This window comes from Bradyrhizobium sp. CCGUVB1N3 (assembly GCF_024199925.1).
Taxonomy (GTDB): Bacteria; Pseudomonadota; Alphaproteobacteria; order Rhizobiales; family Xanthobacteraceae; genus Bradyrhizobium.
On record NZ_JANADR010000001.1, the window covers coordinates 8761645 to 8788243 of the forward strand.

General features: G+C 59.9%; 19 protein-coding genes and 9 pseudogenes. 9 read left to right on the plus strand and 19 right to left on the minus strand.

The genetic code is table 11. The features are described 5' to 3' along the window. Window positions 1–33: 33 nt before the first annotated feature. From NLM33_RS50030 to NLM33_RS41425, 4 genes are all read right to left on the minus strand, one after another. On the minus strand, window positions 34–261 hold the full coding sequence (locus NLM33_RS50030; protein WP_371930175.1) for a universal stress protein: 228 nt from the start codon (window positions 259–261) through the stop codon (window positions 34–36). Between the two features lie 710 nt (window positions 262–971). Then, window positions 972–2318: an HAD-IC family P-type ATPase gene (locus tag NLM33_RS41415; RefSeq protein ID WP_254104185.1), complete on the minus strand. Its 1347-nt coding sequence runs from the start codon at window positions 2316–2318 to the stop codon at window positions 972–974. Next, on the minus strand, window positions 2252–3514 hold the full coding sequence (locus NLM33_RS41420) for an HAD-IC family P-type ATPase (RefSeq protein ID WP_254104187.1): 1263 nt from the start codon (window positions 3512–3514) through the stop codon (window positions 2252–2254). The genes NLM33_RS41415 and NLM33_RS41420 overlap by 67 nt, the downstream gene beginning before the upstream one ends. A 146-nt stretch (window positions 3515–3660) precedes the next feature. Continuing rightward, entirely contained in the window at window positions 3661–4701 is a 1041-nt protein-coding gene (locus tag NLM33_RS41425) for a hypothetical protein (RefSeq protein WP_254104188.1), read from the minus strand. A gap of 210 nt (window positions 4702–4911) precedes the next feature. On the opposite strand from NLM33_RS41425, the gene NLM33_RS41430 reads away from it, so the two are divergent. Further along, complete coding sequence (locus NLM33_RS41430) at window positions 4912–6378, plus strand: IS4 family transposase (protein ID WP_254104189.1); 1467 nt, start codon at window positions 4912–4914, stop codon at window positions 6376–6378. An 18-nt stretch (window positions 6379–6396) separates the two neighbouring features. Then, window positions 6397–7020: pseudogene (locus tag NLM33_RS41435) on the plus strand (transposase); the annotation flags it as partial. 32 nt (window positions 7021–7052) lie between these two features. On the opposite strand, the pseudogene NLM33_RS41440 reads toward NLM33_RS41435, so the two are convergent. The 4 genes and pseudogenes from NLM33_RS41440 to NLM33_RS41455 form a co-directional block, all read right to left on the minus strand. Beyond that, window positions 7053–7307: pseudogene (locus NLM33_RS41440) on the minus strand (zincin-like metallopeptidase domain-containing protein); the annotation flags it as partial. A gap of 377 nt (window positions 7308–7684) precedes the next feature. Next, window positions 7685–8889: pseudogene (locus NLM33_RS41445) on the minus strand (IS91 family transposase). A gap of 11 nt (window positions 8890–8900) precedes the next feature. Then, a pseudogene (locus tag NLM33_RS49520) lies at window positions 8901–9303 on the minus strand (tyrosine-type recombinase/integrase); the annotation flags it as partial. Window positions 9304–9319: 16 nt separating this feature from the next. After that, window positions 9320–9616 carry an amidohydrolase family protein gene (locus tag NLM33_RS41455; protein ID WP_256570621.1) on the minus strand — a complete coding sequence of 99 codons (297 nt, stop codon included), beginning with the start codon at window positions 9614–9616 and terminating at the stop codon, window positions 9320–9322. An 892-nt stretch (window positions 9617–10508) separates the two neighbouring features. Between NLM33_RS41455 and NLM33_RS41460 the strand changes: the two genes are divergently transcribed. Further along, window positions 10509–11096, plus strand: coding sequence for an N-acetyltransferase (locus tag NLM33_RS41460; RefSeq protein ID WP_254104191.1), 588 nt, complete (start codon window positions 10509–10511; stop codon window positions 11094–11096). A 294-nt stretch (window positions 11097–11390) separates the two neighbouring features. On the opposite strand, the pseudogene NLM33_RS41465 reads toward NLM33_RS41460, so the two are convergent. Next, window positions 11391–11705: pseudogene (locus NLM33_RS41465) on the minus strand (IS5/IS1182 family transposase); the annotation flags it as partial. 744 nt (window positions 11706–12449) lie between these two features. On the opposite strand from NLM33_RS41465, the gene NLM33_RS41470 reads away from it, so the two are divergent. Beyond that, entirely contained in the window at window positions 12450–12698 is a 249-nt protein-coding gene (locus NLM33_RS41470; protein ID WP_254104192.1) for a leucine zipper domain-containing protein, read from the plus strand. Between the two features lie 103 nt (window positions 12699–12801). On the opposite strand, the gene NLM33_RS41475 is transcribed toward NLM33_RS41470, so the two are convergent. Next, on the minus strand, window positions 12802–13269 hold the full coding sequence (locus NLM33_RS41475; RefSeq protein ID WP_254104193.1) for a hypothetical protein: 468 nt from the start codon (window positions 13267–13269) through the stop codon (window positions 12802–12804). Between the two features lie 126 nt (window positions 13270–13395). Then, window positions 13396–15048, minus strand: coding sequence for a transposase family protein (locus tag NLM33_RS41480; protein ID WP_254104194.1), 1653 nt, complete (start codon window positions 15046–15048; stop codon window positions 13396–13398). A gap of 75 nt (window positions 15049–15123) precedes the next feature. Between NLM33_RS41480 and NLM33_RS41485 the strand changes: the two are divergent. Next, window positions 15124–15345 (plus strand): annotated as a pseudogene (locus NLM33_RS41485) (transposase); the annotation flags it as partial. A 295-nt stretch (window positions 15346–15640) separates the two neighbouring features. Here NLM33_RS41485 and NLM33_RS50035 read toward each other — a convergent pair. Then, on the minus strand, window positions 15641–15856 hold the full coding sequence (locus tag NLM33_RS50035) for a cold-shock protein (RefSeq protein ID WP_371930061.1): 216 nt from the start codon (window positions 15854–15856) through the stop codon (window positions 15641–15643). Between the two features lie 1859 nt (window positions 15857–17715). On the opposite strand from NLM33_RS50035, the gene NLM33_RS41490 reads away from it, so the two are divergent. Beyond that, on the plus strand, window positions 17716–17976 hold the full coding sequence (locus tag NLM33_RS41490; RefSeq protein ID WP_254104195.1) for a hypothetical protein: 261 nt from the start codon (window positions 17716–17718) through the stop codon (window positions 17974–17976). Window positions 17977–18620: 644 nt separating this feature from the next. Here NLM33_RS41490 and NLM33_RS41495 read toward each other — a convergent pair. From NLM33_RS41495 to NLM33_RS41505, 3 genes are all read right to left on the minus strand, one after another. After that, window positions 18621–18851: a hypothetical protein gene (locus NLM33_RS41495; protein ID WP_254104196.1), complete on the minus strand. Its 231-nt coding sequence runs from the start codon at window positions 18849–18851 to the stop codon at window positions 18621–18623. Between the two features lie 276 nt (window positions 18852–19127). Next, window positions 19128–19550 carry a hypothetical protein gene (locus NLM33_RS41500; protein ID WP_371930062.1) on the minus strand — a complete coding sequence of 141 codons (423 nt, stop codon included), beginning with the start codon at window positions 19548–19550 and terminating at the stop codon, window positions 19128–19130. A 15-nt stretch (window positions 19551–19565) separates the two neighbouring features. Then, a complete protein-coding gene (locus tag NLM33_RS41505) occupies window positions 19566–19787 on the minus strand; it encodes a hypothetical protein (protein WP_254104198.1) in 222 nt (73 codons plus the stop codon). 122 nt (window positions 19788–19909) lie between these two features. On the opposite strand from NLM33_RS41505, the pseudogene NLM33_RS41510 reads away from it, so the two are divergent. Both NLM33_RS41510 and NLM33_RS41515 read left to right on the plus strand, forming a co-directional pair. Beyond that, window positions 19910–20268 (plus strand): annotated as a pseudogene (locus NLM33_RS41510) (IS5/IS1182 family transposase); the annotation flags it as partial. A 65-nt stretch (window positions 20269–20333) separates the two neighbouring features. Further along, a pseudogene (locus tag NLM33_RS41515) lies at window positions 20334–20453 on the plus strand (IS110 family transposase); the annotation flags it as partial. On the opposite strand, the gene NLM33_RS41520 reads toward NLM33_RS41515, so the two are convergent. Together NLM33_RS41520 and ltrA are read right to left on the minus strand one after the other, a co-directional pair. After that, window positions 20407–21189 carry a transposase gene (locus tag NLM33_RS41520; RefSeq protein ID WP_371930063.1) on the minus strand — a complete coding sequence of 261 codons (783 nt, stop codon included), beginning with the start codon at window positions 21187–21189 and terminating at the stop codon, window positions 20407–20409. The pseudogene NLM33_RS41515 and the gene NLM33_RS41520 sit on opposite strands and share 47 nt — an antisense overlap. Before the next feature lie 442 nt (window positions 21190–21631). Further along, window positions 21632–23017, minus strand: a complete 1386-nt coding sequence (gene ltrA / locus NLM33_RS41525) for a group II intron reverse transcriptase/maturase (protein WP_254103265.1) — start codon at window positions 23015–23017, stop codon at window positions 21632–21634. A gap of 578 nt (window positions 23018–23595) precedes the next feature. On the opposite strand from ltrA, the pseudogene NLM33_RS41530 reads away from it, so the two are divergent. Further along, window positions 23596–24048, plus strand: a pseudogene (locus NLM33_RS41530) (tyrosine-type recombinase/integrase); the annotation flags it as partial. A gap of 15 nt (window positions 24049–24063) precedes the next feature. Here the strand turns inward: NLM33_RS41530 and NLM33_RS41535 are convergent. Beyond that, the gene (locus NLM33_RS41535; RefSeq protein WP_254104054.1) at window positions 24064–24975 is read right to left on the minus strand and encodes a hypothetical protein; all 912 of its coding nucleotides are present in this window, start codon (window positions 24973–24975) and stop codon (window positions 24064–24066) included. Further along, window positions 24959–26290 (minus strand): recombinase family protein, encoded by a 1332-nt coding sequence (locus NLM33_RS41540; RefSeq protein ID WP_254104055.1) that lies wholly within the window; start codon window positions 26288–26290, stop codon window positions 24959–24961. Before NLM33_RS41540 ends, NLM33_RS41535 begins: the two co-directional genes overlap by 17 nt. Between the last annotated feature and the right edge of the window lie 309 nt (window positions 26291–26599).

A 26599-nucleotide genomic window follows, 5' to 3' on the forward strand; every position in this document is an offset into this window, starting at 1 on the left:
TGGCACGTACAGTGCTCTTCACATCGTGCTCCATCAGTGCGACATCATGACATGAACGGTCATACTGCGGAACGTCTCCTGCGTGACGCCGCCGAACACGGTTTCCTGAAGTCGAGAATGGCCGTAACCGCCCATGACCAGTAGGTCGACGCTTTCATCCGCGGCGATCGACAGGATGCTCGCTTGCAGATCGCCGGAAGCGAAACGGTCTTTGCCGGCAAGCCCTTCCGCGCGAGGTGTTTCAGGAGGCGTTCGGGCGATGCGTCAGACGGGACCTCGGATGCATTGAGGGTGATGATCGTCAGAGCGTCTGCCTCGGTGATGAATGGCATCGCGTCCCGCAAGGCGCGGGCGGCAACGCGACTGCCGTCCCAGCAGATGCCGACGCGTGCCGCCTTGAACGTGCCCCGGAAAGTATGGGGAATGAACAGCAAGGGCCCTCCCGACTGCATGAGGAGTTCCTTCGGAAGCTGGTTGTCGAACGTATCGACATCCGGGTCGCCTTGTGACACGATCGTCAGATCATAGAGGCGCGCCGTTGCCCCAGCTTTCGAAACGGTCTCGCCAACAGTCTCGCTCAGCGCGTATTTTCCGTAGTTGATTCGAGCGTTCTTCGCCTCGACCTCGAAAATGCCCAGTGCTGCTTGGGCGCGTTCCAGCGCATGTTCATATTCGAATTGCAAAGACGCTGCGACGGCTGCGCCGCCTTCAGCAACAAACGGCACGTTCGTCGACGCATAACCCGTCGCAAGTGCATCCAGATGCGCGCCAGCACTCATCGCCAGGGAAACGGACGCATCAATGGCGGGTCGCGGTGACCGCTCTGTTGGAATGTGCACCAGTAGGTCTTTGAACATGCGTGCCTCCCGTTCCGATCTTGTTCAAGAACAGCACATGTCGCCATTGAGGGTCTTGACTCACGTCAAAACGGCAGGCGGCCACCGGATTTCGTTTCGAGGCCGAGGAGGGCGTTACTGACTTGAAACCGCCAGGCGCTTGGCAATCTCTGCTGAAACGAGATAAGCGAGCGCAATGGCGATTATCGTCGTCAAGAGTGCCGCGGAAGGCGCGGTAAAGCCGAACAGTGCTGCCCAAGGGCCGAGCGCAAGCCCCACGCCTGCGATGAGGGCGCCGAGCGACGTCGCGATCAGGATGATGTGAGGTCGGTTTCCGCGCCAGGGCAGCCGGCGAGACCTGATGATGAAAATCACCAGGATCTGCGTCGATATTGATTCCACGAACCACCCCGTCTGAAACAGTGCCGCATCAGCTTCAAATAGCTTGAGAAGAACGGCAAAGGTGACCACGTCAAACAGGGAAGAGACCATTCCCATGATAATGGTGAAGCGAAGGATATTTGCCATGTTCCAGGCTTCCGGTCGCGCGACATCTTCGCGGTCGACCTCATCGAAAGGAATGCCAATTTCGGAGAGGTCGTAGATCAGGTTGTTCAACAGAATTTGCAGTGGCAGCAGTGGCAGGAACGGAAGAACGATCGAGGCCAAGGCCATCGAAAGCATGTTGCCGAAGTTGGAGCTCGTTCCCATTCGGACATACTTCAGGATGTTGGCGAATGTCCTGCGGCCTTCGCGCACGCCGGCCGCAAGGACTGAAAGATCTGGAGCGAGCAGGACCATGTCGGCGGCTGCGCGGGCGACTTCGGTCGCGCCCGTGACGGATATGCCTACATGGGCTGCATGGATCGCCGGGGCGTCGTTGACGCCGTCTCCCATGAAGCCGACCACGTGGTGGCGATGACGGAGTGCGCCAATGATCCGTCGCTTCTGATCGGGATCGATGCGGGCAAACAGGTCGATATTATCGACCCGGGCCACGAGCGCTGCATCGGTGAGCCCGGAGATCTCAACTCCGGTCATGATGCGATCCGACTGAAGGCCCACCGAACGAGCGACGTGAGAGACCACTGCGCCGTGGTCACCCGAGAGAATCTTTACCGTTATGCCCAGCGAGGTAAGCGCTTCAATGGCTGACGCTGCATCCTGCTTCGGTGGATCAGCGAAGACACAGAACCCGATCATGGTCAGATCCGCCTCGTCGCCAATGGCAATCGTCTGCTGTCCAGGCGGAATGGATTTGACGGCGACGGCTAGAAGCCGAAAACCGTCGCGGGCATATCGATCCTGGATGTCTCCCATTTGTTTCTGCCAGGCGGCGTCGAGCGGATGGGCCAGACCATCGATCTCCACGGCGACGCAACGGGCCAGGATGGCTTCCGGAGCCCCTTTTGCGATCAGGATGTGTTCGTCGCCTCGTGCCACCAGCACCGACAGGCACCTTCGCTTGAAGTCGAACGGCACTTCCGAGAGTCGAACCCAGCGTCTATGCCGCCGTCTTTCGCTGAGAGTATCGCCTGGTCGAGGGGACTTCTGACCCCGGCTTGGAAGGTGCTGTTGAGGTATGCGAGGCTCAGAATGCGATCACTAGGTCGCCCTTCTGGATCGACATGCGCTTCAAGCGTGATTTTGGCCTCCGTCAGCGTGCCGGTCTTGTCCACACAGAGCGTGTCCATCGCACCCAGATCGTGAATGGCCGACAATCGCTTGACGATAACTTTTCGATCCGCCATGCGCAGAGCGCCTCGGGCGAGCGTTACGGTCATCAGCATGGGCAGCAGTTCGGGTGTCAGGCCAACGGCGAGTGCGACCGCGAACAGGAAGGACTCCATTGCAGGACGTTGCGCGACGAGATGTGTCATCAATACGAAGAGGGTGAGAAACAGCGTGAGCCGAAGGATCAGCAATCCAAGCTTGCGGACACCCTGCTCGAGAGATGTTGGCGGCACGTTGGCTGCCAGCGCTGCAGCGATCGCACAAAATCGTGTGCCCGCTCCGGTCTTCACGACCATCATCTCGCCGCTTCCGCCGACAGTGCTGGTTCCGGCGAACAGGGCATTCGTCGCTTCCGCTGGCATCGCCGCGGAGCAGGGGGCATTGGTCTTGAAGGCTGGAAACGGTTCGCCCGTCATCAAGGCCTCGTTGACCTGCAATTCCTGAGCGTCGAGGACGATGCCATCGGCAGGTATGAGGTCGCCGATACGGAGTTTCACGATGTCTCCGGGGACGAGCGCCGTCACCGGTATCGTAACGTCCTTGCCGTCCCGGACGACGTCGGCCTGAATAGCAACGGATTCCCGCAACGCTTCGGCCATCAACTCGGCGCGATGCTCCTGAACGATATCCAGCGTGAGGGATAGAGACAGCACGGTTGCGATGATTACAAAACTGCCAAAATCGCCGCTTAGTCCGGATACGAGCGCGGCCGCCAGCAGCATCCCAATCAGGGGATTCCAAAGGCGTTGGCCAAGCTTGTGCAGGACCAACCGGCGTTGAGAGGCACCAGCGTGGTTTGCTCCGAAGATCGCCAGGCGCCGGTCCGCTTCGACTTGCGATAGCCCGTTCGGACCGGAGCCGAGCGCGCGGCAGAGGACGTCTTTTGGTGTTTGCCAGAACTCGGCAGCGGCCAAAGCCTTGGCCGCGCTAGGCTGCTCGATCATCGAAGGGCTCGCCGGCTTGTTGGTCGCTTGACCAGAAGGTAAGAGGCAGCTCAATCTTTGGGTTGATGCAGCTCAAATTCGGTCTCAGGCAACACAGTTAGGTTGCAGAGGCCAAAAGGAGCTCACCATGTCGCCTCCAGCATCCGTCAAGCGTCGGCTTGCGGCGTCGACTTGGTCTGGCGCATGCGGTCGGGGTTCTCCTTCAGCGCACCAGCCACTCCTTCAGCGCACCAACCAAATGGGACACCGACCTCACGGTCGATGGCTTCCACGCGGTCCATCAGGATATGAACCGAGGCATCGCCAGCGATGAGCCTCTCTTCCGGCAGATGCAGCGGACGCGGCACGAATCCGATCTCGCGCGTGCCTTTGTCGTCATAGTCGTAAATGTCGAGCGCCCAGTGCGCGTACACGCGTTCGGCCGAAGCGCTCGATTCGTCCCAATCCTGGAAAAAGCGATTCTCACGTGGCATGTAGTCGAACCAGTCCGGTACCAATTCCAGGAACGGCGTCTCGGTCGTGCCCTCTCGCGTCACTTCCCGCACCACCCGGCGTTCCATCTCCGGCCGCCGCGCCTCGCGCTTTTCGCGCTCGAGGCGCGCGCACGGCGTCAGGAAGCTCCGGACGTGGACGACACCGCTGCCGGCGCGGCCAAGCATCCGAAAGACCGGACCTTCGATGACCTTGTCTTCCGACATATCGTCGTGCGCGATCCATGACGGATCGAGCAATTCGTTCTTGCCCCAAGGGCGGTACGTTGGATTGACGATCGGCCCGGCACGCCATTCGACTTCCCGGCCAAGACGGATTTGCACATAGTCCGCGGCGCCTGGTCCAGTCGGCGCGAAGGCGTACACGCTGTTGCCGTGCCACTCCGAGATCTGAAGATTGCTCTCGCGCAATCGTGTCCAGAGGGCGCCGATGTCGTCGTTGTCCTTGGCGAGCTCGGCTTCCATCCACGGCCGGTATTCTGCGATCCGTGTTCCGTCGGCGCCGATCACCGAGCGTGTGTCGCGCCAATATTGGTCGTCGAGGCCGACCGCCGAAAAGTAAAATCCGGGGAATGCCTCTGTCAGCGCGGCTGCCAGCGCCGTTTCGTCAGCTCCGGCCGAAAGACGCGCGAGGACCGCCTCGATCGTGGCGGGATCGGGAAGTCGTGCTGGAATATTCTCCGAAGCCTCATCCATGATTTGATCCTATCATCGTATCTTTGTTCGCTGCGCGCTCGATCTCTTCCATCGACGCTAAGATGTGCTCGAACGTAAGCGGCAAGCTGAGCTTTCAATTACCCACAGTTGACGGCCGATTTAGACGATGCTCCCGGGACAAAATCTTGAATCGGCAGAATCTGTTGTGATTCCTTGTTGAGCACCTGATTCGGAAGCGCGGGGTGCTCGATGGGCTTGGTATTGAAGGAGCGCGCGAAGGCGCGTGCTCCGCGATCGAGGACCGGTATCGAGACGTGGGTTGATCGGGAAGTTGCGGGATGCGAGTTTAAGGATGAGCGGCTTGGCCGCCGGTTCGGCAAACTGCTCGCACAAATCGGGAGCGACATGGGTCAGAGCATCCCGCTGGTTTGTCAGGATTGGGCCAACACCAAGGCCGCCTATCGCTTCTTGTCCAACGAGCGGGTCAACGAGGCGGATATTCTTTGCGGTCATTTCGAGGCGACGCGCGGTCGCGTGACGACGACGGAGGGGCCGATCCTTGTGCTCCATGACACGACGGAATTCAGCTTCAAGCGCGACAGGCCGGAACTGATTGGCTTTAGGGGCTTGACCGGCCTTGGAACACCAGAGGAGGTCCTACAGCGGTGCGTACACAGTGCGGCATCCTTGATGCATTCGAGCCTCGCCGTGACGACCGAGGGGCTACCGCTCGGACTGACGGCAATCAAGTTCTGGACACGCAAGAAGTTCAAGGGGACGACGGCGCTGAAGCGAAAGATCAATCCGACACGTGTTCCGATCGAGCAGAAGGAGAGCATCCGCTGGCTGGAGAATTTACGGCAATCGACCGACCTTCTCGCGGCCCCTGGACGATGTGTTCATATCGGTGATCGCGAGAGCGACATCTATGAGCTGTTTTGCCTCGCCGAGGAGGTTGGAACGCATTTCCTGGTGCGAACCTGTGTTGATCGGCTTGCCGGAGACGGCAATCATACAATCGCCGACGAAATGGACGAGGTTACGGTCAAAGGCCTACATCGGATCGAGGTCAAGGACGACAAAGGCGATCCGGATGAAGCGCTTCTCGAAATTCGTTTCCGCAAGCTTCGAATTCTGCCGCCGATCGGCAAGCAGAAGAAATATCCCGCACTCACTCTAACCGTGATCCATGCTCAAGAGCGGGGAACGCCGAAGCGGCGAAAGAAGATCGAGTGGAAGCTCCTCACTGATCTCCCGGTCCAATCGCGCAAGGACGCTATTGAGAAGCTCGGATGGTACGCGTTGAGGTGGAAGATCGAAGTCTTCCATAAGATCCTCAAATCGGGCTGCAAGGCGGAGGAGTCGAAATTGCGAACCGCTGAGCGTCTGGTCAATCTGATCGCGGTATTTTGCATTGTGAGTTGGCGCGTCTTCTGGATGACGATGCTCAATCGTTCCGCGCCGAATGCCCTACCGCACACGGCGCTGACAGATCCCGAAATCAGGCTTCTTGATCACTTGGCGAAAGACAGAGGTGGCGATCGCTCTCGACGAAGCACGCTCTCGCGCTATGTCGTCAAGATCGCGCGGCTTGGAGGGTACTTAGCGCGTGCCAGCGATCCGCCTCCAGGAAATACCGTGATCTGGCGCGGGCTATCGCGGCTAACCGACATGGAGCTGGGTGCCACGATCGGACTCAAAATTGTGGGTAATTGAAAGGTCTCTTTGCCGCTTACGGTTCAGGCCCTGCTGGACAACCTGGTCTCGCGCGGGCTCGACCCGACGGCGCCAAGACTGTTCATCGCCGACGGCGCGAAGGCGTTGTCGAAGGCGATCCGCCGCACCTTCGGTTCGGCCGCAGCGATCCAGCGCTGCCAGATCCACCAGGCGCGCAACATCATGGAACGCCTGCCGAAAGAGCATCATGCGGCCACCCGTCGGGTGCTGCGCCAAGCCTGGGAGCTCGATGACGCCGACAAGGCTGAAAAACTGATCCGCAATCTCGCGCGTCGACTCGACCAGCAATGGCCCGGCGTAGCGGCAAGCATCCTCGAAGGCCTCGATGAAATCCTGACTGTCGTCCGGTTGAAGTTGCCGAAGGAGCTTCGTCGATCGCTCGCCTGTACCAACATCGCCGAGAACATGATGGGCACCATTCGCCGTGTCACGCGCAACGTCAAACGCTGGCGGGATGCCGGTATGGCCTTGCGATGGGTCGCGGCCGGCATGATCGAGGCCAACAAGGGCTTCCGACGATTGAAGGCGCATAAGCAATTGTCGGTTCTGCGTGCGGCTCTTCAAGCTCGCCACAATCGCATGACGATCAACCCCGTTGCCCACGTCACGAGGGCCGCGTAACATTCATTCCGGCAACGTCGGCCCGACCTAGTTCAACAGCGATCGGGACATCCCCACGCCACCGCTTCGCCCGCCTTCGACGCGGCGGTGCAGATGGCACGCTTGTCGGCCTTCATCACGTTCAGCCAATGGGCGAGGTACTGCGCATGGTCGGCACGCGGCTCAACCGCAATCCCCAGCTCCGCGCAAAGGAACGCGGCGCAAAGCTCCACAAGCTCTTCCATGGCATAAGCCCCGCTGCCGAACCGCCCGGACAAATCGCGGCCGCAACGCTGAGCCGGACCCGTCCAGTGGGTCTTATGCCGATATCGGCATAATAGAGAGCGTTTTTAGATTGGCGGCGCCGCGCCGAAGCTTCAAAATGCGCAGCTGCCAGCGCGCCGGTAATCTAAAAACGCGTTGGACGAAGCCGCCTAGCTCGCTGGTGCCGCTATGGAAATTGGATGCCGCTTCCCAGCGGAGAGCCCCGTCGCTGGGGCTCCGGGGACATGCTGGATGCGGTCTTGATAGCGAAACATTCTCATCGAGATATGGTCTCTCCATCGGAAAGACCGGCGACGCCTGCGTCTGGAGGGCTCGATGTCGGAAGCGCGACAATAGGTTGCCTGCCGTCTACCTTGGCAGAAAGAAAGGAAGATGATCGATGATTGGAAAATCCCGCCCGTCATGAAGTGTCCCGAAAAGGTGGGTCTTGTGACGCAACGGGCGCGAGCACCTCAATGCACACCATCTGCCCCTGACGGCAAAAGGGACATTCCCGCAGGGAAACGCCGGTCAGCTCCTCGACCTTGTCGCGATAATCGCGCTCTTCCTTCGGCTTTATCGGCGCGTCGGACTGCTGCATTCCGAGCAGGTCGCGGCAGCGGGCGAGTTTTTGCTTGCGGTAGCGGTTGCCCATGAAACCATAATAGCGGATGCGCTGAAATCCCTCGGGCAAGACATGGACGAGGAAACGCCGGATGAACTCCCCGGCGTCGAGCGTCATCACTTTTTGCCGGTTCTCGTTGCGATAGTCCTTCCACCGGAAGCGTACCTTGCCATCCTCGATATCGACGATCCGGTTGTTGGCGATTGCCACCCGGTGTGTGTAGCGTCCGACATATTCCAGAACCTGCTCAGCGCCTGCGAAGGGTGGCTTGGCATAGACCACCCAGTTGACCCGGCGGGCGGGATCCAGATAGCGCCGGAATGCGAGGGGATCGTGCAGCCGTTCCAATGACGAAAAGAAACGCAACTCGCCGGCGTCGAATGCCCTTTGCAGACTTTCGAGAAACAGTCGCCGGAAGAGTCGGGAGAGCACGGCGACTGGCAGGAAGAAGCCGGGACGGCACGCGATCCAGCGGCTCCCGTCCGGCGACAGCCCGCCACCGGGCACGACGCAGTGCAGATGGGGATGATGGCTGAGATTCTGCCCCAAGTGTGAAGCACCGCGAAAAACCCGATCTCCGCGCCGAGATGTCGCCGATCGGCAGCGATGGTTCGCAACGTCTCGGCGGCTGCGTGGAACAGGATCTTGTAGACCGTGCTGGCATTCTGGAAGGCAATCGCGGCGATCTCATCGGGAACGGTGAAGACGACATGGAAATACTGGGTATCGAGTAGCTCTTCCCGCCGAGCCTCGATCCATTCCGCTCGGGCGAGCCACTGACACTTGGGGCAACTGCGGGAACGGCAGCTGTTGTAAGCGATCCGTCGTTCGCCACAGCGGTCGCACTGTTCGACATGGCCTCCGAGCGCCGACGTTCGGCAGCGCTCGATGGCAGTCATTGCTGCGCGGCATTCGGTCGATAGCGAGGCCCAGTGCTGCTCGCGCCAGGCAGCACCGTAGCGACGGAATATATCCGCGACCTCCGGACCTGAGCGGCCCATGAGATCGCCCGTCAGAAATGTTTGTGCGCCGGCGGCGAGGAAGCCTTGGGGATCGGACGCGGCAGCAGTTCAAGCGGGCTCGTCGCTGCGCAGACCTTGTTGGTAGCGATCCGCAGATATTGAGCGGTCGTTGACAGGCTGCGATGGCCGAGCAAGAGCTGGATGGTGCGGAGATCGGTTCCAGCTTCGAGCAGGTGCACTGCAAATGCGTGCCGCAGGGAATGAGGTGTTACCGGCTTGGACAGCTTCGACAACAGATGTGCCTGGCGGCAGGCGGCATCCACGGCGCTTGTCGATATCGGTTCTCCAGCAACGGCACCGGGAAACATCCATGCCCCCTGGGACGCACGGCGCGCAATAGTCCGTCAGCGCCTCCAGCAATCTGGCCGACAGCATGACGTAGCGGTCTTTCTGTCAGGTGAATCGGATTCTAGATCACGACCAAGCCCAATTGCGCCACCTTCTCGAACGCGTCGGGGCCGATGCCGTCGCCATGTTCGATGCGAACGCGCTTTTCGCGCCAGGTCGCGACGGGCGCAAGTTCGGCCATCATCTTCAGCACACGGTCGGTTTTGGCATCGCCGACGACATGTAGCGCGAGCTGCGTCGGCCGCGTCAATCCAAGCTGCAGGATCTCGCGCAATTGCGCGTCGGTGAAGTCAGACCGCCCGCGCCATCCGGGCGACCGACATAGTCTTCGCGCTGCACGGAATCGATGGCCGCCCACGCGTCTGGAATGCAGCGGGCCGTTGAGATAATCCAACTTTGTAATTCTTCATCAGACGCGACGTTTATTGCACAAAGAGAAGCTCTGATTGGATGGAATGCGACAATCTTGTCTCTATGCTCGCGATCACCAATCAGCTTTTGTCGAAAGCAAGTCTCTCGCCTTTCACCAGTTTGAACTCCGGCTATTTCTTCGCCGCTAGGCGTTTCTCAAATTGTGCCGCCCCTCGAGGCTCCGCCATCAGCAGCACGACGTCGATAAAGGTCAGGATAGCTGATCCCTGATCAAGCTCCACTTATGCCGAAAACGTCTGGACTTGAACATTCAAAGGATAGCCTCACCGACGCCCGCAGTTGGCACGCGTTTTGAACGAGAGACCTCATCCAGAACAGCTACAGGAGTCCAAGTGTTATCACATAAGGTCATTGCGTATCTGCGACCTCGACGTGCGAGTTTGCTAATGCCCGGCGACATCGGGAACACGATTCAGCTGCAGCTGCTCCTACCGAGAGCGGGCCCGCGATTTCCTCTCATCGCAAACTCTAAAGCCCCTGTGCGGCTCGCTACGAGCGGGGTTGCATGCTGCCGGCGCTCTATCGGAGTGGACAAACGCCAGCCTGCTTTGGGAAGGAGTGTGATGACCTTCCTAGACCCAGGAAGCACCTGAGCCCGCCAAGAAACATTTCAGTTCAAGGATGACCCGCTGACGAGCTTTGGTCCCGCAGGGTCGCTAGTGCGACCGTCTGAGGAAAGAGAAGAGCTCGAAACGCGAAAACGAGATGCAGCCGACGAAACCTCCATTGGTGCCCTCTTCTGCGCATGTTCAAAAGGACTCGTCGTCCGTTCTAGCTTTGCAACTCTGACGCCCAGATTGAGACTTGGAACAGACATCATGACAGCGGAGACGGAGATCAAATCTGCGCACGCAAAAATGCAGGCGACTACCGTCTGGACACTGGTGCTCGGCTTTGCCGCAGATCCGTTGGCTCGATGGAGCTGGCCTGCTCCAGACCAATATCTTACGAGCATGCCTCAGTTCGTTGAGGCCTGCGGCGGACGAGCATTCGAACATGGCACGGCATACGTGACGGGAGGGGGGCACGCCGCGGCGCTCTGGCTGCCGCCCGGCGTGCAGCAAAATGAGGTGGCACTCGACGCAATTATGGCTCACTCCCTACGTCCGGAGATCAGCGAAGATATGGCACAGCTACGGCTGGGAATGGTCGAACATCATCCACCTGAGCCACATTGGTATCTGCCTCTCATTGCCGCCGATCCGAACTGGGTCGGACAGGGGCTTGGCACGTTGCTAATGGAACACGCTCTTAAACGATGTGATTCGGAGGGTGCCGCCGCATATCTCGAAAGCTCAAATCCGGAAAACATTCCCTTTTACGAGCGCCACGGCTTCAAGGTCATTGGTGAGATACAGCGTGGTGATTCGCCCACGCTAACGCCAATGTTGCGGACAGCCCATTGAGTGGTATCCGGCGAAGAGTAGCTTCGTACGCTTCAGTCCTATTGGTTAGCCTACGTTGCCAACCTTGATCTGGTTGCACTTCGTTTTCGACACGCTGAGCGCCAGAGCGGAGCGGGACAGCCGCCATGTGATCCGGCAGATCTGCTGAAGTTCTATCTCTACCGCTATATCAATCAGATCCGCTCCTAGCGTCGCCTCGAGCGAGAGGCCGGGCGCAATCTGGAACTGATCTGGCCATTGCGCGGGCTCGTTCCGGGCTATCGACCATAGCCAATTTCCGTAAGGAGTCGGCCGTTAACAAACTGGATTGAGCTGGGCCTGGCAAGCGAGCGTTCGCCATGGCAATCCCAGGAACAGGCGCAATAAGTCCCTGAGCCAGGCGAGGATGCGGCGCAAGTTGTGGCCGACGACTGAGAGGACGACGTTGGCGGCATCACCGGCGCGGCCTTTAAGGTAGCAGCGACCGAGGTGGCCTTCGGCCTTGAGGTGTCCGATGATGGGCTCGATGGCGGAGCGGCGGCGCAGCTCACGCTTGATGACACCGAAGACGCCGCGCTTCTGGCCGGAGGTGAAGACGCGGCGGGGATTTTGCGCGTCGTGCCCGCGGTATACCAACGCATCCAATCGTTCGTATCATTCCACCCGCTGAAGTTCGATTCCATACCACTCTTTCTCAGATTAGATGAGATAGGTCTTCATGGCCGACCCAAAGCTGAGTTCGGCAGCACGGGCTGCAGGATTCAGCTTGAGAATGTCGATCGTTTAGGTTGACATCCGGGCTGCCTGCTCGCTGGCGCGGCGCCAGCAACGTAACCAATTGGCGCGCCCTACCAACAGGGAGGCTTGAATTCAATTTGCGGCTTTCACCCACGACGATTCCAGAGACAGAGAAGAAAGATTGCGTCATCGGAGATTGCGGCTGTCGGCTGAAGGGCGGCACGCTGCACATCGGATCAAGCTTGGCGCGCCCACGGAGGCGAGGCGGAGCTGTCACAGGCTGATCTCGACTGCGCGTTTGGTCAGGCTCAAATTTGTCCGCCCGGAAATTTGGTCCAAGCCCTTCGCGCGTCAGGATTCTCACTCTAAAATTGAAACAGTGACTATGAACCTGTACCTATTTCAACCCTACAACCTGACGCTAGGTAAGCCTCAAGCCCTGTTGGGTAACAACCTAGCCGGCTATTGCGGTTGCGCGCCCGCATCGAGGACTAGGGACCGCCCCGACGATCGGTGATCTCCTGTCGCTTCAACAGCGAATGCGCGCTAGCTGCGGGCTTTCAACAGGCTGCCCATCCGGCTCCGGTCGCGGAAGCTGAAATTGTCGAAGCTTTAGCACCCCGCAAGAGGAACCCGATGGACATCCATGAGAATGCCTGGCTTACGCCGCGAGGCCGAGAGCGCGTTGTTCGGCTGGTGCAGAGCGTGCTGACGCCGGAGACCTCCGAACGAGCCGCAGGCGTCTGCCCGCGGACCGCTCGGAAGTGGATTGATCGTTGTTGCCCCGCCGCGTTCCTCACCCGGATTGATGGTGTGGAACGGCCCCATTACCGACAGCATCAACGCTCTAAAACGCGGATCGTTGCTGGCAACGCCACAAGGTAGGAGCCGTTCCGTGAAGCAGATTAGCACCATCGGGCGGCAGCATCGACAATAAGGATGGTCTGCGCCGATGCTGTATCGGTCGTGGCGCTTTGTCCTACCAATCTCAGCTCGATTCTGGGTCCGCTCCGCACATGTCCACTGAATAGCGCTTCCGCTTGTCCGAGCGGCAATTCCATCCATTCGGCGGGATCAGGATTAGGTATCGGCCATCCATCCTCTCTCTTACGGCACCGTCGATGTCGAGCACCTGATAACGTATGCCTCGTTCGTCAAGCGCTGCTTGGACGCAATGTAGGTATTCGACATCTCCCGGCATCCGGTGGGTCGTTCCCGCACCTGCGGTGCACATCTGCAGGACGCCGCGGTGCGCCTGCACATCGAAGGCAAGGATGTGGCTGCACAGACAGGCGAGCACGTTTTCGTTCACCAGGATATTCCAGAACGGGTGAGCGTATTCGTGGCCGATCTCGCGTTGATACGTGCCACAACAGAAACTGGTGGCCTTCGCCACGCGGATGAAGCGCGGGGATGGAATTTTTGACAGAGTTGATAGCCTTTCATTGCGCGGCATCGATTCATCGATTGCGCAACAAACAGCTGATTCTCGCCGAACGGCGCGTCAAGCTCGGCACTAAAACCTCAATAGCTGTCAATCGGCATTGAACTGGGACCCCGCGTATTGCCTCAGGAAGGAATGTTACCCGGGATGAAGGTCTGCGAGCTCCGCAGACCGATCTCGAAGCTGCGGCGAACTCGGTGGAGGGGCTGTGGACGGGGCGGAGTGATCATTACACGCAGCGCCGTCCACAGCCCCGGCCCGTATTTCCTCCAGCGGCATGGATACGATGATCGTTTCCGCCACCTTCCGCCGGAAGGACCGAAGCCGGCGTTGAACGATTGAATGCTGCTTGTCGCTAAACGAAGGATCGATGGTGATGAGCCTGCGTACGATGGCCAGCGCAGTGAGCTGCGGTTCGACAGCGAGCCAATTCTCGATCGTCGAGAAATGGGGATCGAGCTTCGAGGGCATGCGAATGCGCTTTTTGTATCGTCGTTTCGGCCGACGATGTGTGGCGCGTACCTCGGTGGCCGTTACCACGGTGCCGAGCGATTGGGCAAAAATCAGCGGATCAGCCGGCGATACGCCGACCGTCGTCACAAGACCGCGCTTGCCGATGCGTTCGCCGAGCTCTTCCTGCGCCGCACGGATGTCGGCAAGCAGTTGCACGGGATCCAGAGTGCGGTATGCCGCGCGCAGACGGCGCTTGATCGCCGATGCGAGTTTCGGGTGTGCCAGCGCACGTTCGTACGGCGTAGCCGGCGGATGATAGCGTTTGATGACCTTCGCGCCCTCGCGGCGCTTCTCCTTGAGCTTGAATGACGGCTGGAAGAAGTTCACAAGCAGGCGCGCCGCCGCGTAGAGACGCGCCATCACACGGGCCGTCGCGACCCCATCGAACCGCCCGTAGCCGACGAGCCGCCGCACCACCGCGCCGTTCTTCTGCTCCACGAAAGCCTGATCGTTCTTCTTGTAGGCGCGGGACCGCGTTACCTCGATCTGCTGTGCTCGGCACCATGGAACAACGACGTCGTTCATGAACGCGCTGTCGTTATCGAAGTCGGCACCCCGGATCACCCACGGGAACAGACTTTGTGCTCGCGTCATCGCTTCGACGACGAGGCTACCATCGCGGGTCACCAGGGGCAGACATTCCGTCCATCCCGTGGCGATATCCACCATGGTCAGCGTCTGGATGAACGAGCCGGCCACGCTGATTCCACCATGCGCGACCATGTCGATCTCACAAAAACCAGGCGGCGGGTTGGCCCAGTCGTTGAAGGTTCTGATCGGCACCTCGCGTCGAATCGCCGAGTAGAATCCAACCCGCCGCCGGCGCCCCCCGGCAGCCGCAACTTTGACGTCGATCAACATTCGATCGATCGTCGCCGCACTCATCGTTACCAGTAGCGCGCGCTCTTCGCTTGTCGGCCTCAGCCGACCATGCCGCTCGAGTGCAGGCAACAGCGCTGGGATCATCGATACTAGGCGTTTGCCGCAGACGCGATCCGAGGCTTCCCACAGCGCGACCAGCGCGTCGCGCACACTGGCGTATCTGCGCCGCCGACTTCTCGCTGGTTCGGTTGCGCCGGTGACTTCCTCTTTCGATGGCGGTCCGGTTCGATCCCTTGCAAGCGACAGTGCTCGCACCGCGTGCTTGCGCTGCCAACCCGTCGTTGCCGTCAACTCATCAAGGATGCGTCCCTTCTCAACTCGCCCTGCCGTACGGTAACGCTTCGCCACCGCCGCCAAAACCTCGCGCCGTGCGCCCATGCTGATCCCGCTTGCCATTGGCGCCACCGACCTGATTCGGTGACGCTGCCCCAGTCATCGGCGCGGAATCCTCCGGTACGCAAGAAGGTCGTCGCAGATCTCGACCCGTGGATCGCCACGGCCAGCTTGAGCCTGATCGCCTCTTTTGCGAGTGGCATCATCAGGGACAAAGCCGCCGTCCGTGCCGCCATCACCGAACCTTGGTCCAATGGCCAGACAGAAGGGCAGATCACGAAACTAAAGCTCGTGAAACGCCAGATGTATGGACGGGCGAAGATCGACCTCCTGCAAGCGCGGCTGATAGGCGCCATCTAGTTGAGGCAAACCGTCATCGAAGTTGCGTCAGAGCCCTTATTCCATGCCGAAACACAGCATGTGATGCCCCGCGTGCTTGGCCCCAACCGTCGTGGATTGCACTTCGCGATCTACGACGCTGGAATCGCCAGCCATGGGCACCAAGTCGCGCGAGGTGATCTTGGCGTGGTCCGATCATGAGCGCGACGATGCGCGCTCATGAGGCGCGGGAGCTCGCTCTGAAAGCCGCCCGGGAGGCCGGACCGGGCGGAGGCCGAAGCATGGTCGGTGCGCATGGAAGCAGGATAGCGGCACTTCAATCGATTAGTCTGACCTCGACAGCTCTGTACCTTGAGCGCTGTCTGTTGAAGCGAAGAGCGAAAGTCACGCGCGTGCCCGGCACCAGATCAGGCCCTGCGCAGTCGCGAAGTTCCGACATGTGCATGAACAGATCTTCGCCGTTGCAGTCATCAGGCCGGATGAAGCCCCAGCCCTTTTCAACGTTGTACGAGATTACCGTTCCAGTCCGCATCTTTGCTCTAACATTTCGCGACTCGATATATCGCCGCCTAAACGGCCTGCGCGGCTGCTTCGGAGCTGCGGATACACTTTCCAGCCCTAACTTGCCCGAGCAAAGAACTCGTGGACATGGCGGTCTCCTTTCCCGCTTAGGGAGATACTAATGCTGTGGTACTAAGCCGTTCGTGTTCGTACCCGCGTAGCGACGGGGCGGACCAGACGCTAGCGGCGACGAGCCCGCCCCTAACATCACCGCATGAGCATTCGGTGATGCTGTCCAGAACCGAGCAAGGGCCGTGCCGAATCGAGAACTGGAGCTTCTACAGGCGCTTCGTAGCGGGGTTCTAGGGTCAAGTTGTCGGCGTTTGTTTGAAACTCGACAGTCGACGCGATACTCCGTCCCTGCCAGGTCCCGCCGACCTGCGGACCAATGGCAGGATCACGTTCGCCGTGTCCGATCCAGGCTCCCGGTTCGTCCGGACGGTTTGCGACAACAGGCGCCATCCTGACGCCTTGAGGTGACACAACCAGTGATAAGATAAGTGTCGGGCAGGAAGGCGGCCCGACTTCGGTCCGCAGGAGCTTGCCCGGCGCTCAACTGCGGAAATGAATGAGGCCACGAGACATGCAGCCCCGCGGCCTCGCCACCGGAATATAGCGAAAATACAGTTTAACTATCAAACTCCCCGCCGGTGTTCCTTCAGTAGAACACCATGTTCCAAAGATTGACAATCCGGGCGGCTACGGAGAAAGGCGCGCAACCGCCAATCGTAGCGCCGGATCTTTCGCGGCTGGCACAGCAACCCGTTCTCGTCGTGCCCGGACGCCCCATAACGTCGCCATCTTCCCAATAGGTTTTCAGACCCATAGGCACTGTTTGAGCCGGCAGAAGCAATGCTCGATGCTGTTGCGCTGTTTGTAGGGGCGTTACCGTCGCGGGAATGGTGATCCTGCGGGTGTGGTTTGATGGTATCACTGCTGTTGCGCCGATTTATGCGATGATCGTACGCAGAACGGCCGATTGCCGAGCACCGCATCGTTCAGTGCCGCTCGCTCACCGGACGCTTCTTGATGCGAGACCTCGATCAAACAAGAACCGCTACCTTCCATTTCGCAATTCTTCCGGCCGCCGTGGCAGCCGATGGATGCCCTGTTGTCGTTCTTGCGACGTCAAACCTCCGGCGCTTCGCATTTTTCGGCTATTTCGCTTCCCAGATGTCGCTTCCACTCAGTACTTTCGGGATAATGTCCGCGTTGGACTTTCGCGGCTGCAACCTTGGCTTCCGGGCCGCGATTGCGGCTGTCGTTCGTTTGATCACAGTCTCAGCCGTACCGTGGCGGCCGGAGCTGCTCCAGTCCATCCTCGATCACTCGGAGGTCTTCAAGTAGAGAAGATCGCGACTGAGCCGGGTTGGTGCTGGATGTGGACTGTAGTGTTCCCAGCAACTGGCCGCGAAGTTTTCGCATATTTTCCAGGGCTTGCCGGTTCTTCAAACGTACATAAGCGGAAACGATCGCTTCGATGGTTGTTGGCAAATGGGTTGCTCCGAATACAAAGCTCTAAAATACGTTGCATCGTAACCCATTCAAGACAACCTGCAAGACCGCTCGATGAACACGTTGTCCATCCAGCCCGCGACCGTCCATCGAGATCCTGACGCCGGTGGCGGCCAACGTGCTGGTGTAGCGGCGTCAACAGGTAAAGGCGTCTAGATCGGCGAGCGGTGGCATGAAGCCGAGCGTGCTGCAATCGACGCAGGATCGCGAAGAGCGGCGAGAGGATAACGCGCGCTCAGGCCGTACGTCGGCTGGTCGAGCTCGGGCTGAGGACGAAGAAGTGAGCAGGAATGCATTGAACGATTTGAGGTGACCATGAAGCTGCTGATCGCGCTAATCACGCTGTTTTTTGCGAACGGCGCTTTTGCTCAAGCTGCTCCACCCAGAACAGCAAAGATGCCATCCACTCATGTTAAGCCGCAGGCGCCGCTGGGTTGTAAACTAGTCGGGACGGTCAGAGGCACGAAGATCTGGGCAGGTGATTGCGTTGCTGCGACATCACCAGTGGACACGCCAGCGCCGTCATCACCGCCCGGCCCGTCAGCCGAAGGCAATGCGCCCGCAGAGAAGCAGTGATGGGCTCAAAGGCGCTCACGCGAGTCGCCGGCTTCGGGCTGAGGGCGAGGAAGGGCTGAAAGTGAGCGATTCGGGCTCGTCATTGGGCCCACCGGATATGAATGGTTGGCGTCATAAATCTGCAATCATAGCGTGCTACGCTGATCATCTTGACTGCAAGCTCGGAGTGAAATAAAGGGCGGGGTTTTCTCAGTTAGAGACTTATCAACTGGATAATCGGCATATGGCCTACGATTTGGCTACGGTGCAGATGCTCCGCAGAGTCCTTGATGAAGTACTTGTTAGCCCCAGGTTCACTCGGCAGAAGAACCGCTCTGCGCTCGAGATGGCTGAGTACATTCTGTGGCTTGCCTCTCGGGGGGAGCGCGAGCCATCAGCGATCAAACGGCGCGTGCTGGATGAATTTTTGACGAACGCTAGTAGCTGCAGCGCAAAGCCAAGACTGGTGGGCACGGCTTCGGTAGCGGCTCAGGCGACGGCTGGCCCGTGAGTTAGCGCTGTGGGTAACAGAGCGCCTGATTCCCATACGGCGTTCTGAACGGCTGCCGTTTCGCGATATTCCTATCACGCGGGATTGGCCAACGATGGTGAGAGGATCCACGTCTGAACGGGGCATCCTCAAGCGCGGTCTTTCTGGTCTACAACTAGCAGCTTTGAAAAAGCTCGCGGATAGCCCAGCTGACAATTGGTGGAAGGAGGTGCTGGAGAGCAAGGATCTCTTGCTTGCGGTCGGGAATGGATACCTGAACGCTTATGTCAAAGGTTAGAGCGTCTTCAAAATTGCTTTCGAAAACGGCGGCAGCGGCGATTGCAGCCAGCTTCCGCGATCCACTAAAAATATCTGGTGAAGCTGGAACTTGAGAATAAGGATCCATATATGTCGTAGCCGTCCAGCGCCGGCGGCGAGCAGAGTGCCGCAAGGGCGAGTTGGCGGCCAAGCGCTTTCGAGCCCCACTGTGATACGCCAATGCCGCACGACCGTCGCATGCGGCACGCGATCAGGTGACGTGATTGCGATCCGGTCGGATCGTTGGGCGATCGGCGGATGTACCTGATCTCAACGATCCGGGAGAAGCCCCGGCGGGCTACGGCTCGCCGGGGCTTCCTTGCCTGTGTGGGGCTGTCGTTCTTACGAGATGCCGTCGGCGCGGTCAGCCGAGAGGTCGGGTTTGCCTGAAATGGAAACCGCTCGAAGTGAACCGCCTGGCCACGGCACGCACGTCACGTTCGCATGTTTCGAGCGCGATCTTCTGGGCGAGCATGACGTCTCCGATCGGCAGAGCGCCGGCCGGCGAAAAACATAATCCCTCCCCCAGGCGGCCTCTTTCGTCGATCTCGCACACGTTCACCGAGGCCCCGAGGTGGATCCTGTATCGCTGTCCGCTGTCATTTCCGACGACCTCGAAGTAGCCCTTTTGGGCGAACTGCTCCCGCTGCGCCGGCGACAACCATTGCTGCAAGAGGCGCAGCGACCGGCCCTCCGGCGTCCGCTCGGCGCCGTGCCTGATGATAAGGGCCCGCATCGCTCGCCCCCGGGAACGGCCGCCCGGCGGCATCGATCGAAAGCCAAACATGGCAGGAACGCCGACTTAGCCGCCGACCAGCCTGGGGAAGAAGACGGTTTCTTCCGCCTTCGGGTCGAACGATCGGATCTGCGAAACCTGACCTGGACCGGTCCGGACCGCTGCGGTAAACCCGATATTCGTCAGTTCGTAGAACCGCTGCTCCGCCTTCGCCAGTTCTTGTGCGTCGTCGAGGTTGAAAGGATGACGGCTGTCGCCGCTGTGGTCCATCACGATCTGGATTGCCATAATCGCCCTCCTCGGATTGCTGATAGCCATGGGACCTCGATCGAGTATCGAGCCAAAGTCGTGGATTTTCAAGGGTGGAGCATTCCATCGCAAGTTGCCGCTGGTCTACTGATCGCAGCGGCGTGCAGCCCAAGGCCGTTGCGCATCCGACCGACGCGCGGCTGATGCATCGGGCAATCGTCAAGCTCATCGGGCTCGCCAAGCGCGCCGCCATCATGATCGGCCGCAATACCCACGCTGTCCAGTTCAAGCGCGCCCGGCGCCAACTCAAGTGCCTGCGAACACGGCTTGGCCGGATCATTCGCGGCATCCGCCGCAAGATTGATGGCGATGCGGTGCTGGAAGCTCGCTTCGGCCCGCTGCTCGGTTAGCGCAGCAGGTGCGCAGCCAGGATCAGGATCGGCGCAGTCCAAAGGTCCATGCGTTACATGCCCCGGAGGTCGTGTGCATCGGCAAGGGTAAAGCCCGCGCGCCTTACGAGTAACGGCATGGACACGCCGCTCTCAGCAGCAACATAAATCTCCGGCAAGAGAAGGAGCACAAGCCATGTCCGCTACGAACATTGTCATGATCGGCATCGATCTAGGGAAAAACACATTCCATGTGGTGGGGCTCGATGCTATGGGAGCAATCGCCCTACGCAAGAAGCGATCGAGAAATCAGCTGGAGCAGTCGCGGGCCAATGTTCATGGACCGCAACTATCTCAAAGGCTGTGCCGGCAACCGAACCAACGCACTCGCGGGGGCCGGCTACAACGTGTATGGGGTTAGCTCCTGTCAAGAGCTCAATCCCTGCAGGTATTTCGCCTGTCGTCGTCAGGCGCCAGAACGCAATGAGCAATTTGCGCGCCAGCGCCACGATCATGGTCTTGCGCGTGCAGCCGCGCGCGCCGGCCGCGCGAGCCCGGAACCATTGGGCCAATGCGCTGTCCTTTTGGAAAAGGAGAGGGCGCCAGGCCAGTTGGATCGTCCCACGCCGTACCCGGGCGTTGCCAGCACGAAGGCCCTTCTCACGTCTTCGCTTGCCGCTCTCATCGGGAGCGCCCGTGAGGCTCGCGTAACGCGCGACCGCTCTGCGATCTCTCAATTGCCGGGAGAGACACTCATGTTCGACCCTGTCCACTGTTTCGATTCCAACGCCAATGATCCGCTCCAGCAATTTGATCATCGCGTGCGCGCCGCTCTCGGAAACCTGCAAGCGCTGCAATCGAGCCGCCTCGATCTCCCTGATCTGCTCTCTGATGAGGCCAAGACGGACCATGTCCCGGCGCATCTCGGCGACAGTGTTGGGCGGCAGCGGCACTCCTTCCGGCGTGCGCAGCGTCTCGAGCCGTTTTGACGCATGACGCAGCAGCGCCGGCTTAAGATTGCGAATACCCAGGCGAATGAGACATGCCTTCATTCGATTGACAATGCTGGTTTGTTGGCTGACGAGGTTCTCACGCTCGCGGTTCGGGGGCCGACGTCCTCTTCATCGAGACTTGGGTTTGCTGCCATTTGGCAATGGTTCGGCTCGCCGCGCAACCAACTGAGCACGGTTTGCAGGTTCGTTGTCCGCGCTTTCGGAAGGAGCTTGAGCAATTCGGGTTTGTAAGACCGAGCGCAGCCGTGGGCACGAAAACCCAAGGGATCACAAACCATTCCTCATCGACCAACGTGTCTTCCGTCAGCCTAGTAGAGCGCGCGGTTTCGTCGCGCCTCGAGTAGAAAATGGCTGTTGCAAACGTCTAGAGCACGTTGTTTTTTACCGGAATCGGGATTGATCGGGATAGGGGGGTGCCTCACGACACCGCCCCTCCCACACCACCAGGCATACGGGTCCGTACCATGGCGGTTCGACCGAGTTATGCTTCGGCGGGCACGTAGAGTCGGGGAAGCCCGAGTTGATCGAACGCGTGGTTGCGCAGGGCTTTCTGGATCACCGGATGTCCTGACATGCGCCAGGGCCCCGTCGATGCTGAACTGGCGGTAGTCGCTGCTTGGATCTTTGAGACGCCACGACGGCGCAGTTCCTTAAAGCGATTGTGCCCGTTCCGCCACTGCCGCCAAAGATACATGCGTAATCTTCGGCGGATCCATGCTTCCAGGTTCGTGAGCACCACGGGGGTCTGGCAGAAGCCGAAGTATCCGCGCCAGCCGATGAGGTATGGCTTTAGATCTTCGACCAACCGCGACAGACTGACCCCGCGCGTCCGGCGGGTCATGTCCCGAATCCGCGCCTTGAACACATCGAGGGCCTTTGGCGCGATGCGCCTCTCGCCTCCGTCGTTCGAGACGCTGAATCCCAGGAACTTGCGCTCCTCCGGGCGTGCCACCGCGCTTTTCGCCTCGTTGACCCTCAGCCGCAGCTTGTGGGTCAGGAACCGGCTCACTGAAGTCATGACCCGTTCACCGGCGCGGTAGCTGCGAACATAGATGTTGCAGTCATCGGCGTAACGGCAGAAACGGAGACCGCGTCGGGCCATCTCCTTGTCGAGGTCGTCGAGCACGAGGTTGCTTAAGAGGGGCGAGAGCGGGCCCCCTTGCGGGGTCCCTTCCTCCACCGGTCGGACCAAACCATCCTCCATCACCCCGGCCTTGAGAAAGGCCCGGATGAGTTTGAGCACGCGTTTGTCGGTCACCCGTTTGGCGACGCGCCCCATCACGCTGTCATGATTGACACGGTCGAAAAACTTTTCGAGATCGAGATCAACCACGATGTTGTAGCCCTCGGCGATGTAATGCTGCGCCTGGGCCACCGCTTGATGAGCGGAGCGTTCCGGTCGGAAGCCGTAACTGTACTCAGAGAACGTCGGGTCCCATCGCTCTTGGAGAACTTGCAGCAAGGCTTGCTGGATCAGTCTGTCGACGACGCATGGCACGCCGAGCTTTCTGACCCCGCCGTCCGGCTTGGGTATTTCGACCCTCTTGACCGGTTGCGGCTGGTAGGTCCCCTCGAGCAGCTGGGATCGAATGTTTGGCCAGTGCTGACGCAGGTAGCCTTTGGCGTCTTCGATGGTCATCCCATCAACGCCGGGGCCGCCCTTGTTTCCTTGCACACGTTTCCACGCTATTTCGAGATTTCCTCGGGCGCACACCTCCTCCATCAATGGTTTCGCAAAAGCCGGGCTTTCGGGGTTTGGCTTCGCCACGAGTGGTTCGGTCCCTTCGCATCCGCGGCCACGGGTTTCACCCCTGTCCTCGGTTGCCAAGGCCAGCTCGTACTGGGTCTTCTGCCGCTTTCCACTCATGAGTTGCCAATCCTATTTGCCACTCTCAATCGTTCGGGCCTTCGGCCATCGTTTCCGGCTCAGCCTATCCGTTGCTCCGCCTTTCGGCCTTGGAGTGCCTCAATAGCCTTGCCGACTGCTTGACCTGATATGCCCTCTGCTGACTTCTGCCTCGCGGTCAGATGGTCTTTCGGCCACCTCAGTCGCCAGAGGCGACACGCGGCAGATCTCCCGGGGTAAGCTCAGTCGCCTTCGGCGCACAACCGCCGGATCTACGCTTCGCGTCGTTGATGGATATGGACTTCGCGATTCGTTGCCCGCTCGTCCGACGCTTGCGCCTCGTATCCGGTTTTTGTTCATCGGCTCGCGCCTTTGTTTCGCGCTTCCTTCAGACTCCGCCTCGCGGCGACAGCCCTTGCGCATCACTACCCTTCACCTCCATCAGGTTGGTGGAGGACTTTCACCTCCGAGCTACTGAACATGCCCGGCACACAACGAAGCCGCTGTCGCGGCATGTAGGGAGGCATAGCAAGGATTGCCTCCTGTCTGAGAGGATTGCGGGTTTTCGAAGCCCAACCCTTCAGACAGGAGGTTTTCCGATGGCTGAGATCAGCCCACTTCGCCGCCGCATGATCGAGGACATGACAGTCCGCAATCTGTCACCGGCGACGCAGCAATCCTACCTCAACGCCGTAGTGAAGTTGAGCCGGTATTTCGGTCGCTCTCCCGACCGCCTCGACCTGGAGGATATCCGTGCCTTCCAGCTTCATCTGGTGGCGACGGGGATGTCCTGGCCGGCGCTGAACCAGATCGTCTGCGCGCTGCGGTTCTTCTACGGTGTGACGCTTGGTCATGACACCGTTCCGGAACGCATCGCCTATGCGCGCCAACCGCGCAAGTTGCCGGTCGTGCTGAGCGCCGACGAGGTGGTGAACTTTCTGGAGGCGATCCCGAGCCTGAAGAGCCGTACCGCGCTGACCACGGTCTATGCCGCCGGACTGCGCGTATCGGAAGTGGTCCTCTTGAAGGTTGTCGACATCGACAGCCAACGGATGTTGGATGTTGCGTCATACTACACCTTCAGTGTTTTTGAGAGGGTCGAAGAGGTCCGGAGCAACTGCAGGGACTTGAATTCGTATGCCTTTTGCCCGTCCGCGATAGACGTGAACGGCCTTAAGCTCGCCGCGCTTTACACGTTGCAAGATGGTTTGCCGCGAGACGCCGAGTAGATTCATGGCCTTGAACATCTTCACGTAACCTTCCGGCGCGCTCTCCACAAAGCGCGACCGCAGCTCGTCATTGATACGGATGCGCCACGGCGCGCCAGGTGTGATCTGCTCTCCGGCAATGAAGCCATCGTTGAGGCTGCGATGCAAAGTAGAGGGTGCGATCCCGAGAGCGCGTGCTGCTTTCTCGATCGTCATGCACTCGCCGTCCTGCACTTGCTGTTTCGGCTCGAAGCACGGGATCTCCCAGTGCGTCCGCAGGCTCGACACACGATTTGCCGTAAACGACAGTCCTGTGGCCGTTGTACGGCCTTGGCGATTGAGGATGCCGGCGATCTTGGTGTCGGGATAATGTGCAGCCAGTCGTCGCAGCAGATCGATCGTATCGTCGGCGGTGCGGATCGGCGATGGATGCGAGTGCGGCAATGGGACATTAACTTCACTGAAGAGACCGCCGCGCCAACGCAGCGTCAGGTGAGCATTGTATTTATCGCGCTCGACTCTCAAGGTGACATCGTCGAGCAGCGTGCGGAGCAACTCCTTGCGATCGCGATCGCTCGTCGTGGGAGCGAACCAGATACGCTTGAGGTCTTTACCGAGTGCAAGGATCGCGTCGCGTTCTTCGTGCGTAAGCGAGCGCGGTCGGGCATGTTCGCGGTCCGAGAGTTCGGATTCGGCAGTCTTCAGTTCCAGCAGAGCGCTTTCCCATTCGGCTTCGAGTCCACGCGCGACGAGTCTATTCTCCGGGTCCACGGCGCGATAGCGTCGCTCGGCGCGCTGCGCCTTGTAGCGCGCGCTCGACGTCGCGACGGAACTGCGCGAGAGTCGTCTCGTGATCGGCGTCGAATTGCTCGATCGCCTGGAGCGAGGCGTCCATGCCTGCGGGCGCGAGAGCCGCAAGGAACGCTTCGGCGACAGCCGCATCAATCTGCACACCGCCGATGTTGAGGCAGTACTCGCCCCGGCCGTTGACGATGTTCTTGCCGGCGCAGTGGTATCCGGGCGCCGAGAACCGGCCGCTGTAGTGTACGGCCAGGCGCCGACCGCAGTGTCCGCATACGGCGAGGCCTTGCAGGAGTGCTGCGCCTTCTCTCACGGCACCCCCGCTCTGGTGCGGTCGAGGACGGATGTTCTGCGCCAGGCGTTTCTGGTTCGCCTCGAAGGTATTCCAATCGATGTATCCGGCATGATGGTCACGAATGAACACCGGCCACTGCTCGCGGTCGCGTTGTCTGATGCGCTTTCGGATTCGACCGCTCGCATCGAGATAGCATATCTGCTGGGTGCGGCCATACACATAAACGCCGGCATAGAACGGGTTGGTGAGGACCTGGTGGATCTTTGTGTAAGTGGGGGCGACCCAGCGGAGATCGACAAGGCTGTTGGAGTGCAGCGGAAAGCGCAGGCCTTGCGAGCGGAACCACAGCCACACGCGTCGTGCCGAGCCGAATTCGGCAAAGCGGCCGAAGACAGCATGGATCGCGGCTTGCACCGACTGGTCAGGATGCAACAGCACCTCCCCGTCGGCGTCGCCCCGTACCAAGCCCACCGGCAGCCCGCGGTGCAGTTCTCCGCGTGCGGCCTTGTTGCGGATGCCACCGAGCAGGCGCGCACGCAGCACATGCGGCTCTGCCTCTGACATCGTACCTTTGAGCCCGAGCACCAGGCGGTCATTGAACAAGCCCGGATGATAAATCCCATCTCCATCACCGATGAGCGTGTGGGTCAGGCCACATAGATCGAGCAGACGGTACCAATCAGCATTATTGCGCGCTAGTCGCGAGACTTCCAAGCCGAGCACGATGCCAACCTGGCCGAGGCCGACCTCCGCGGTCATACGCGCGAAGCCGGTGCGCTCGGAAAGGCCGGAACCGGAAATACCGAGGTCCTCATCGATGACCTTCACCTGATCGCGTCGCCAACCAAGCCGCGCGGCGCGTTCGGCTAACTCGTACTGACGGGCAGTGGACTCGCGATTATGCTCGACCTGCGTCGTACTGGACTGACGCACGTAGACGATTGCGCATCGGCGTAGGTGCTCAGCGGTGATCTTGCTCAGTTCGTTCATCGTTGTGATCTCCGGCAGTGGCGATTGCTCGGGCGATTAGTCGGGCGAGTCGCAGCACGAGATGTGCGCGCTGCTCTTTATCGAGGGCCTCCCATACGGGTACGGCCCCGCGCTGAGGTGGTGGGTCGAGAAAGCTTAGCTGCTGCATGGCTGTCCTCCGATTCCGGTGGCAGGACAGTATGCGCGGCATCCAATTGCCGCAGCAAAGCGTCGACGATCGTCCGGGCGTGCAGCAGCTCGGCGTGGGAAGCCAGGAATGCCGCTCGAGCGCATTGCGGGCTTGCACGCGGTAAATGTTGTGCGATAGGC

Bases quoted from the DNA above. Each gene is read 5' to 3' on its own strand.
- NLM33_RS41420 (WP_254104187.1), bottom strand. From the start codon at position 3,514: ATGATCGAGCAGCCTAGCGCGGCCAAGGCTTTGGCCGCTGCCGAGTTC.
- NLM33_RS41425 (WP_254104188.1), bottom strand. From the start codon at position 4,701: ATGGATGAGGCTTCGGAGAATATTCCAGCACGACTTCCCGATCCCGCC.
- NLM33_RS41430 (WP_254104189.1), top strand. From the start codon at position 4,912: ATGGGCTTGGTATTGAAGGAGCGCGCGAAGGCGCGTGCTCCGCGATCG.
- NLM33_RS41460 (WP_254104191.1), top strand. From the start codon at position 10,509: ATGACAGCGGAGACGGAGATCAAATCTGCGCACGCAAAAATGCAGGCG.
- NLM33_RS41470 (WP_254104192.1), top strand. From the start codon at position 12,450: ATGGACATCCATGAGAATGCCTGGCTTACGCCGCGAGGCCGAGAGCGC.
- NLM33_RS41475 (WP_254104193.1), bottom strand. From the start codon at position 13,269: ATGCCGCGCAATGAAAGGCTATCAACTCTGTCAAAAATTCCATCCCCG.
- NLM33_RS41480 (WP_254104194.1), bottom strand. From the start codon at position 15,048: ATGGCAAGCGGGATCAGCATGGGCGCACGGCGCGAGGTTTTGGCGGCG.
- NLM33_RS50035 (WP_371930061.1), bottom strand. From the start codon at position 15,856: ATGCGGACTGGAACGGTAATCTCGTACAACGTTGAAAAGGGCTGGGGC.
- NLM33_RS41490 (WP_254104195.1), top strand. From the start codon at position 17,716: ATGAAGCTGCTGATCGCGCTAATCACGCTGTTTTTTGCGAACGGCGCT.
- NLM33_RS41495 (WP_254104196.1), bottom strand. From the start codon at position 18,851: ATGGATCCTTATTCTCAAGTTCCAGCTTCACCAGATATTTTTAGTGGA.
- NLM33_RS41500 (WP_371930062.1), bottom strand. From the start codon at position 19,550: ATGTTTGGCTTTCGATCGATGCCGCCGGGCGGCCGTTCCCGGGGGCGA.
- NLM33_RS41505 (WP_254104198.1), bottom strand. From the start codon at position 19,787: ATGGCAATCCAGATCGTGATGGACCACAGCGGCGACAGCCGTCATCCT.
- NLM33_RS41520 (WP_371930063.1), bottom strand. From the start codon at position 21,189: ATGAAGGCATGTCTCATTCGCCTGGGTATTCGCAATCTTAAGCCGGCG.
- ltrA (WP_254103265.1), bottom strand. From the start codon at position 23,017: ATGAGTGGAAAGCGGCAGAAGACCCAGTACGAGCTGGCCTTGGCAACC.
- NLM33_RS41540 (WP_254104055.1), bottom strand. From the start codon at position 26,290: ATGAACGAACTGAGCAAGATCACCGCTGAGCACCTACGCCGATGCGCA.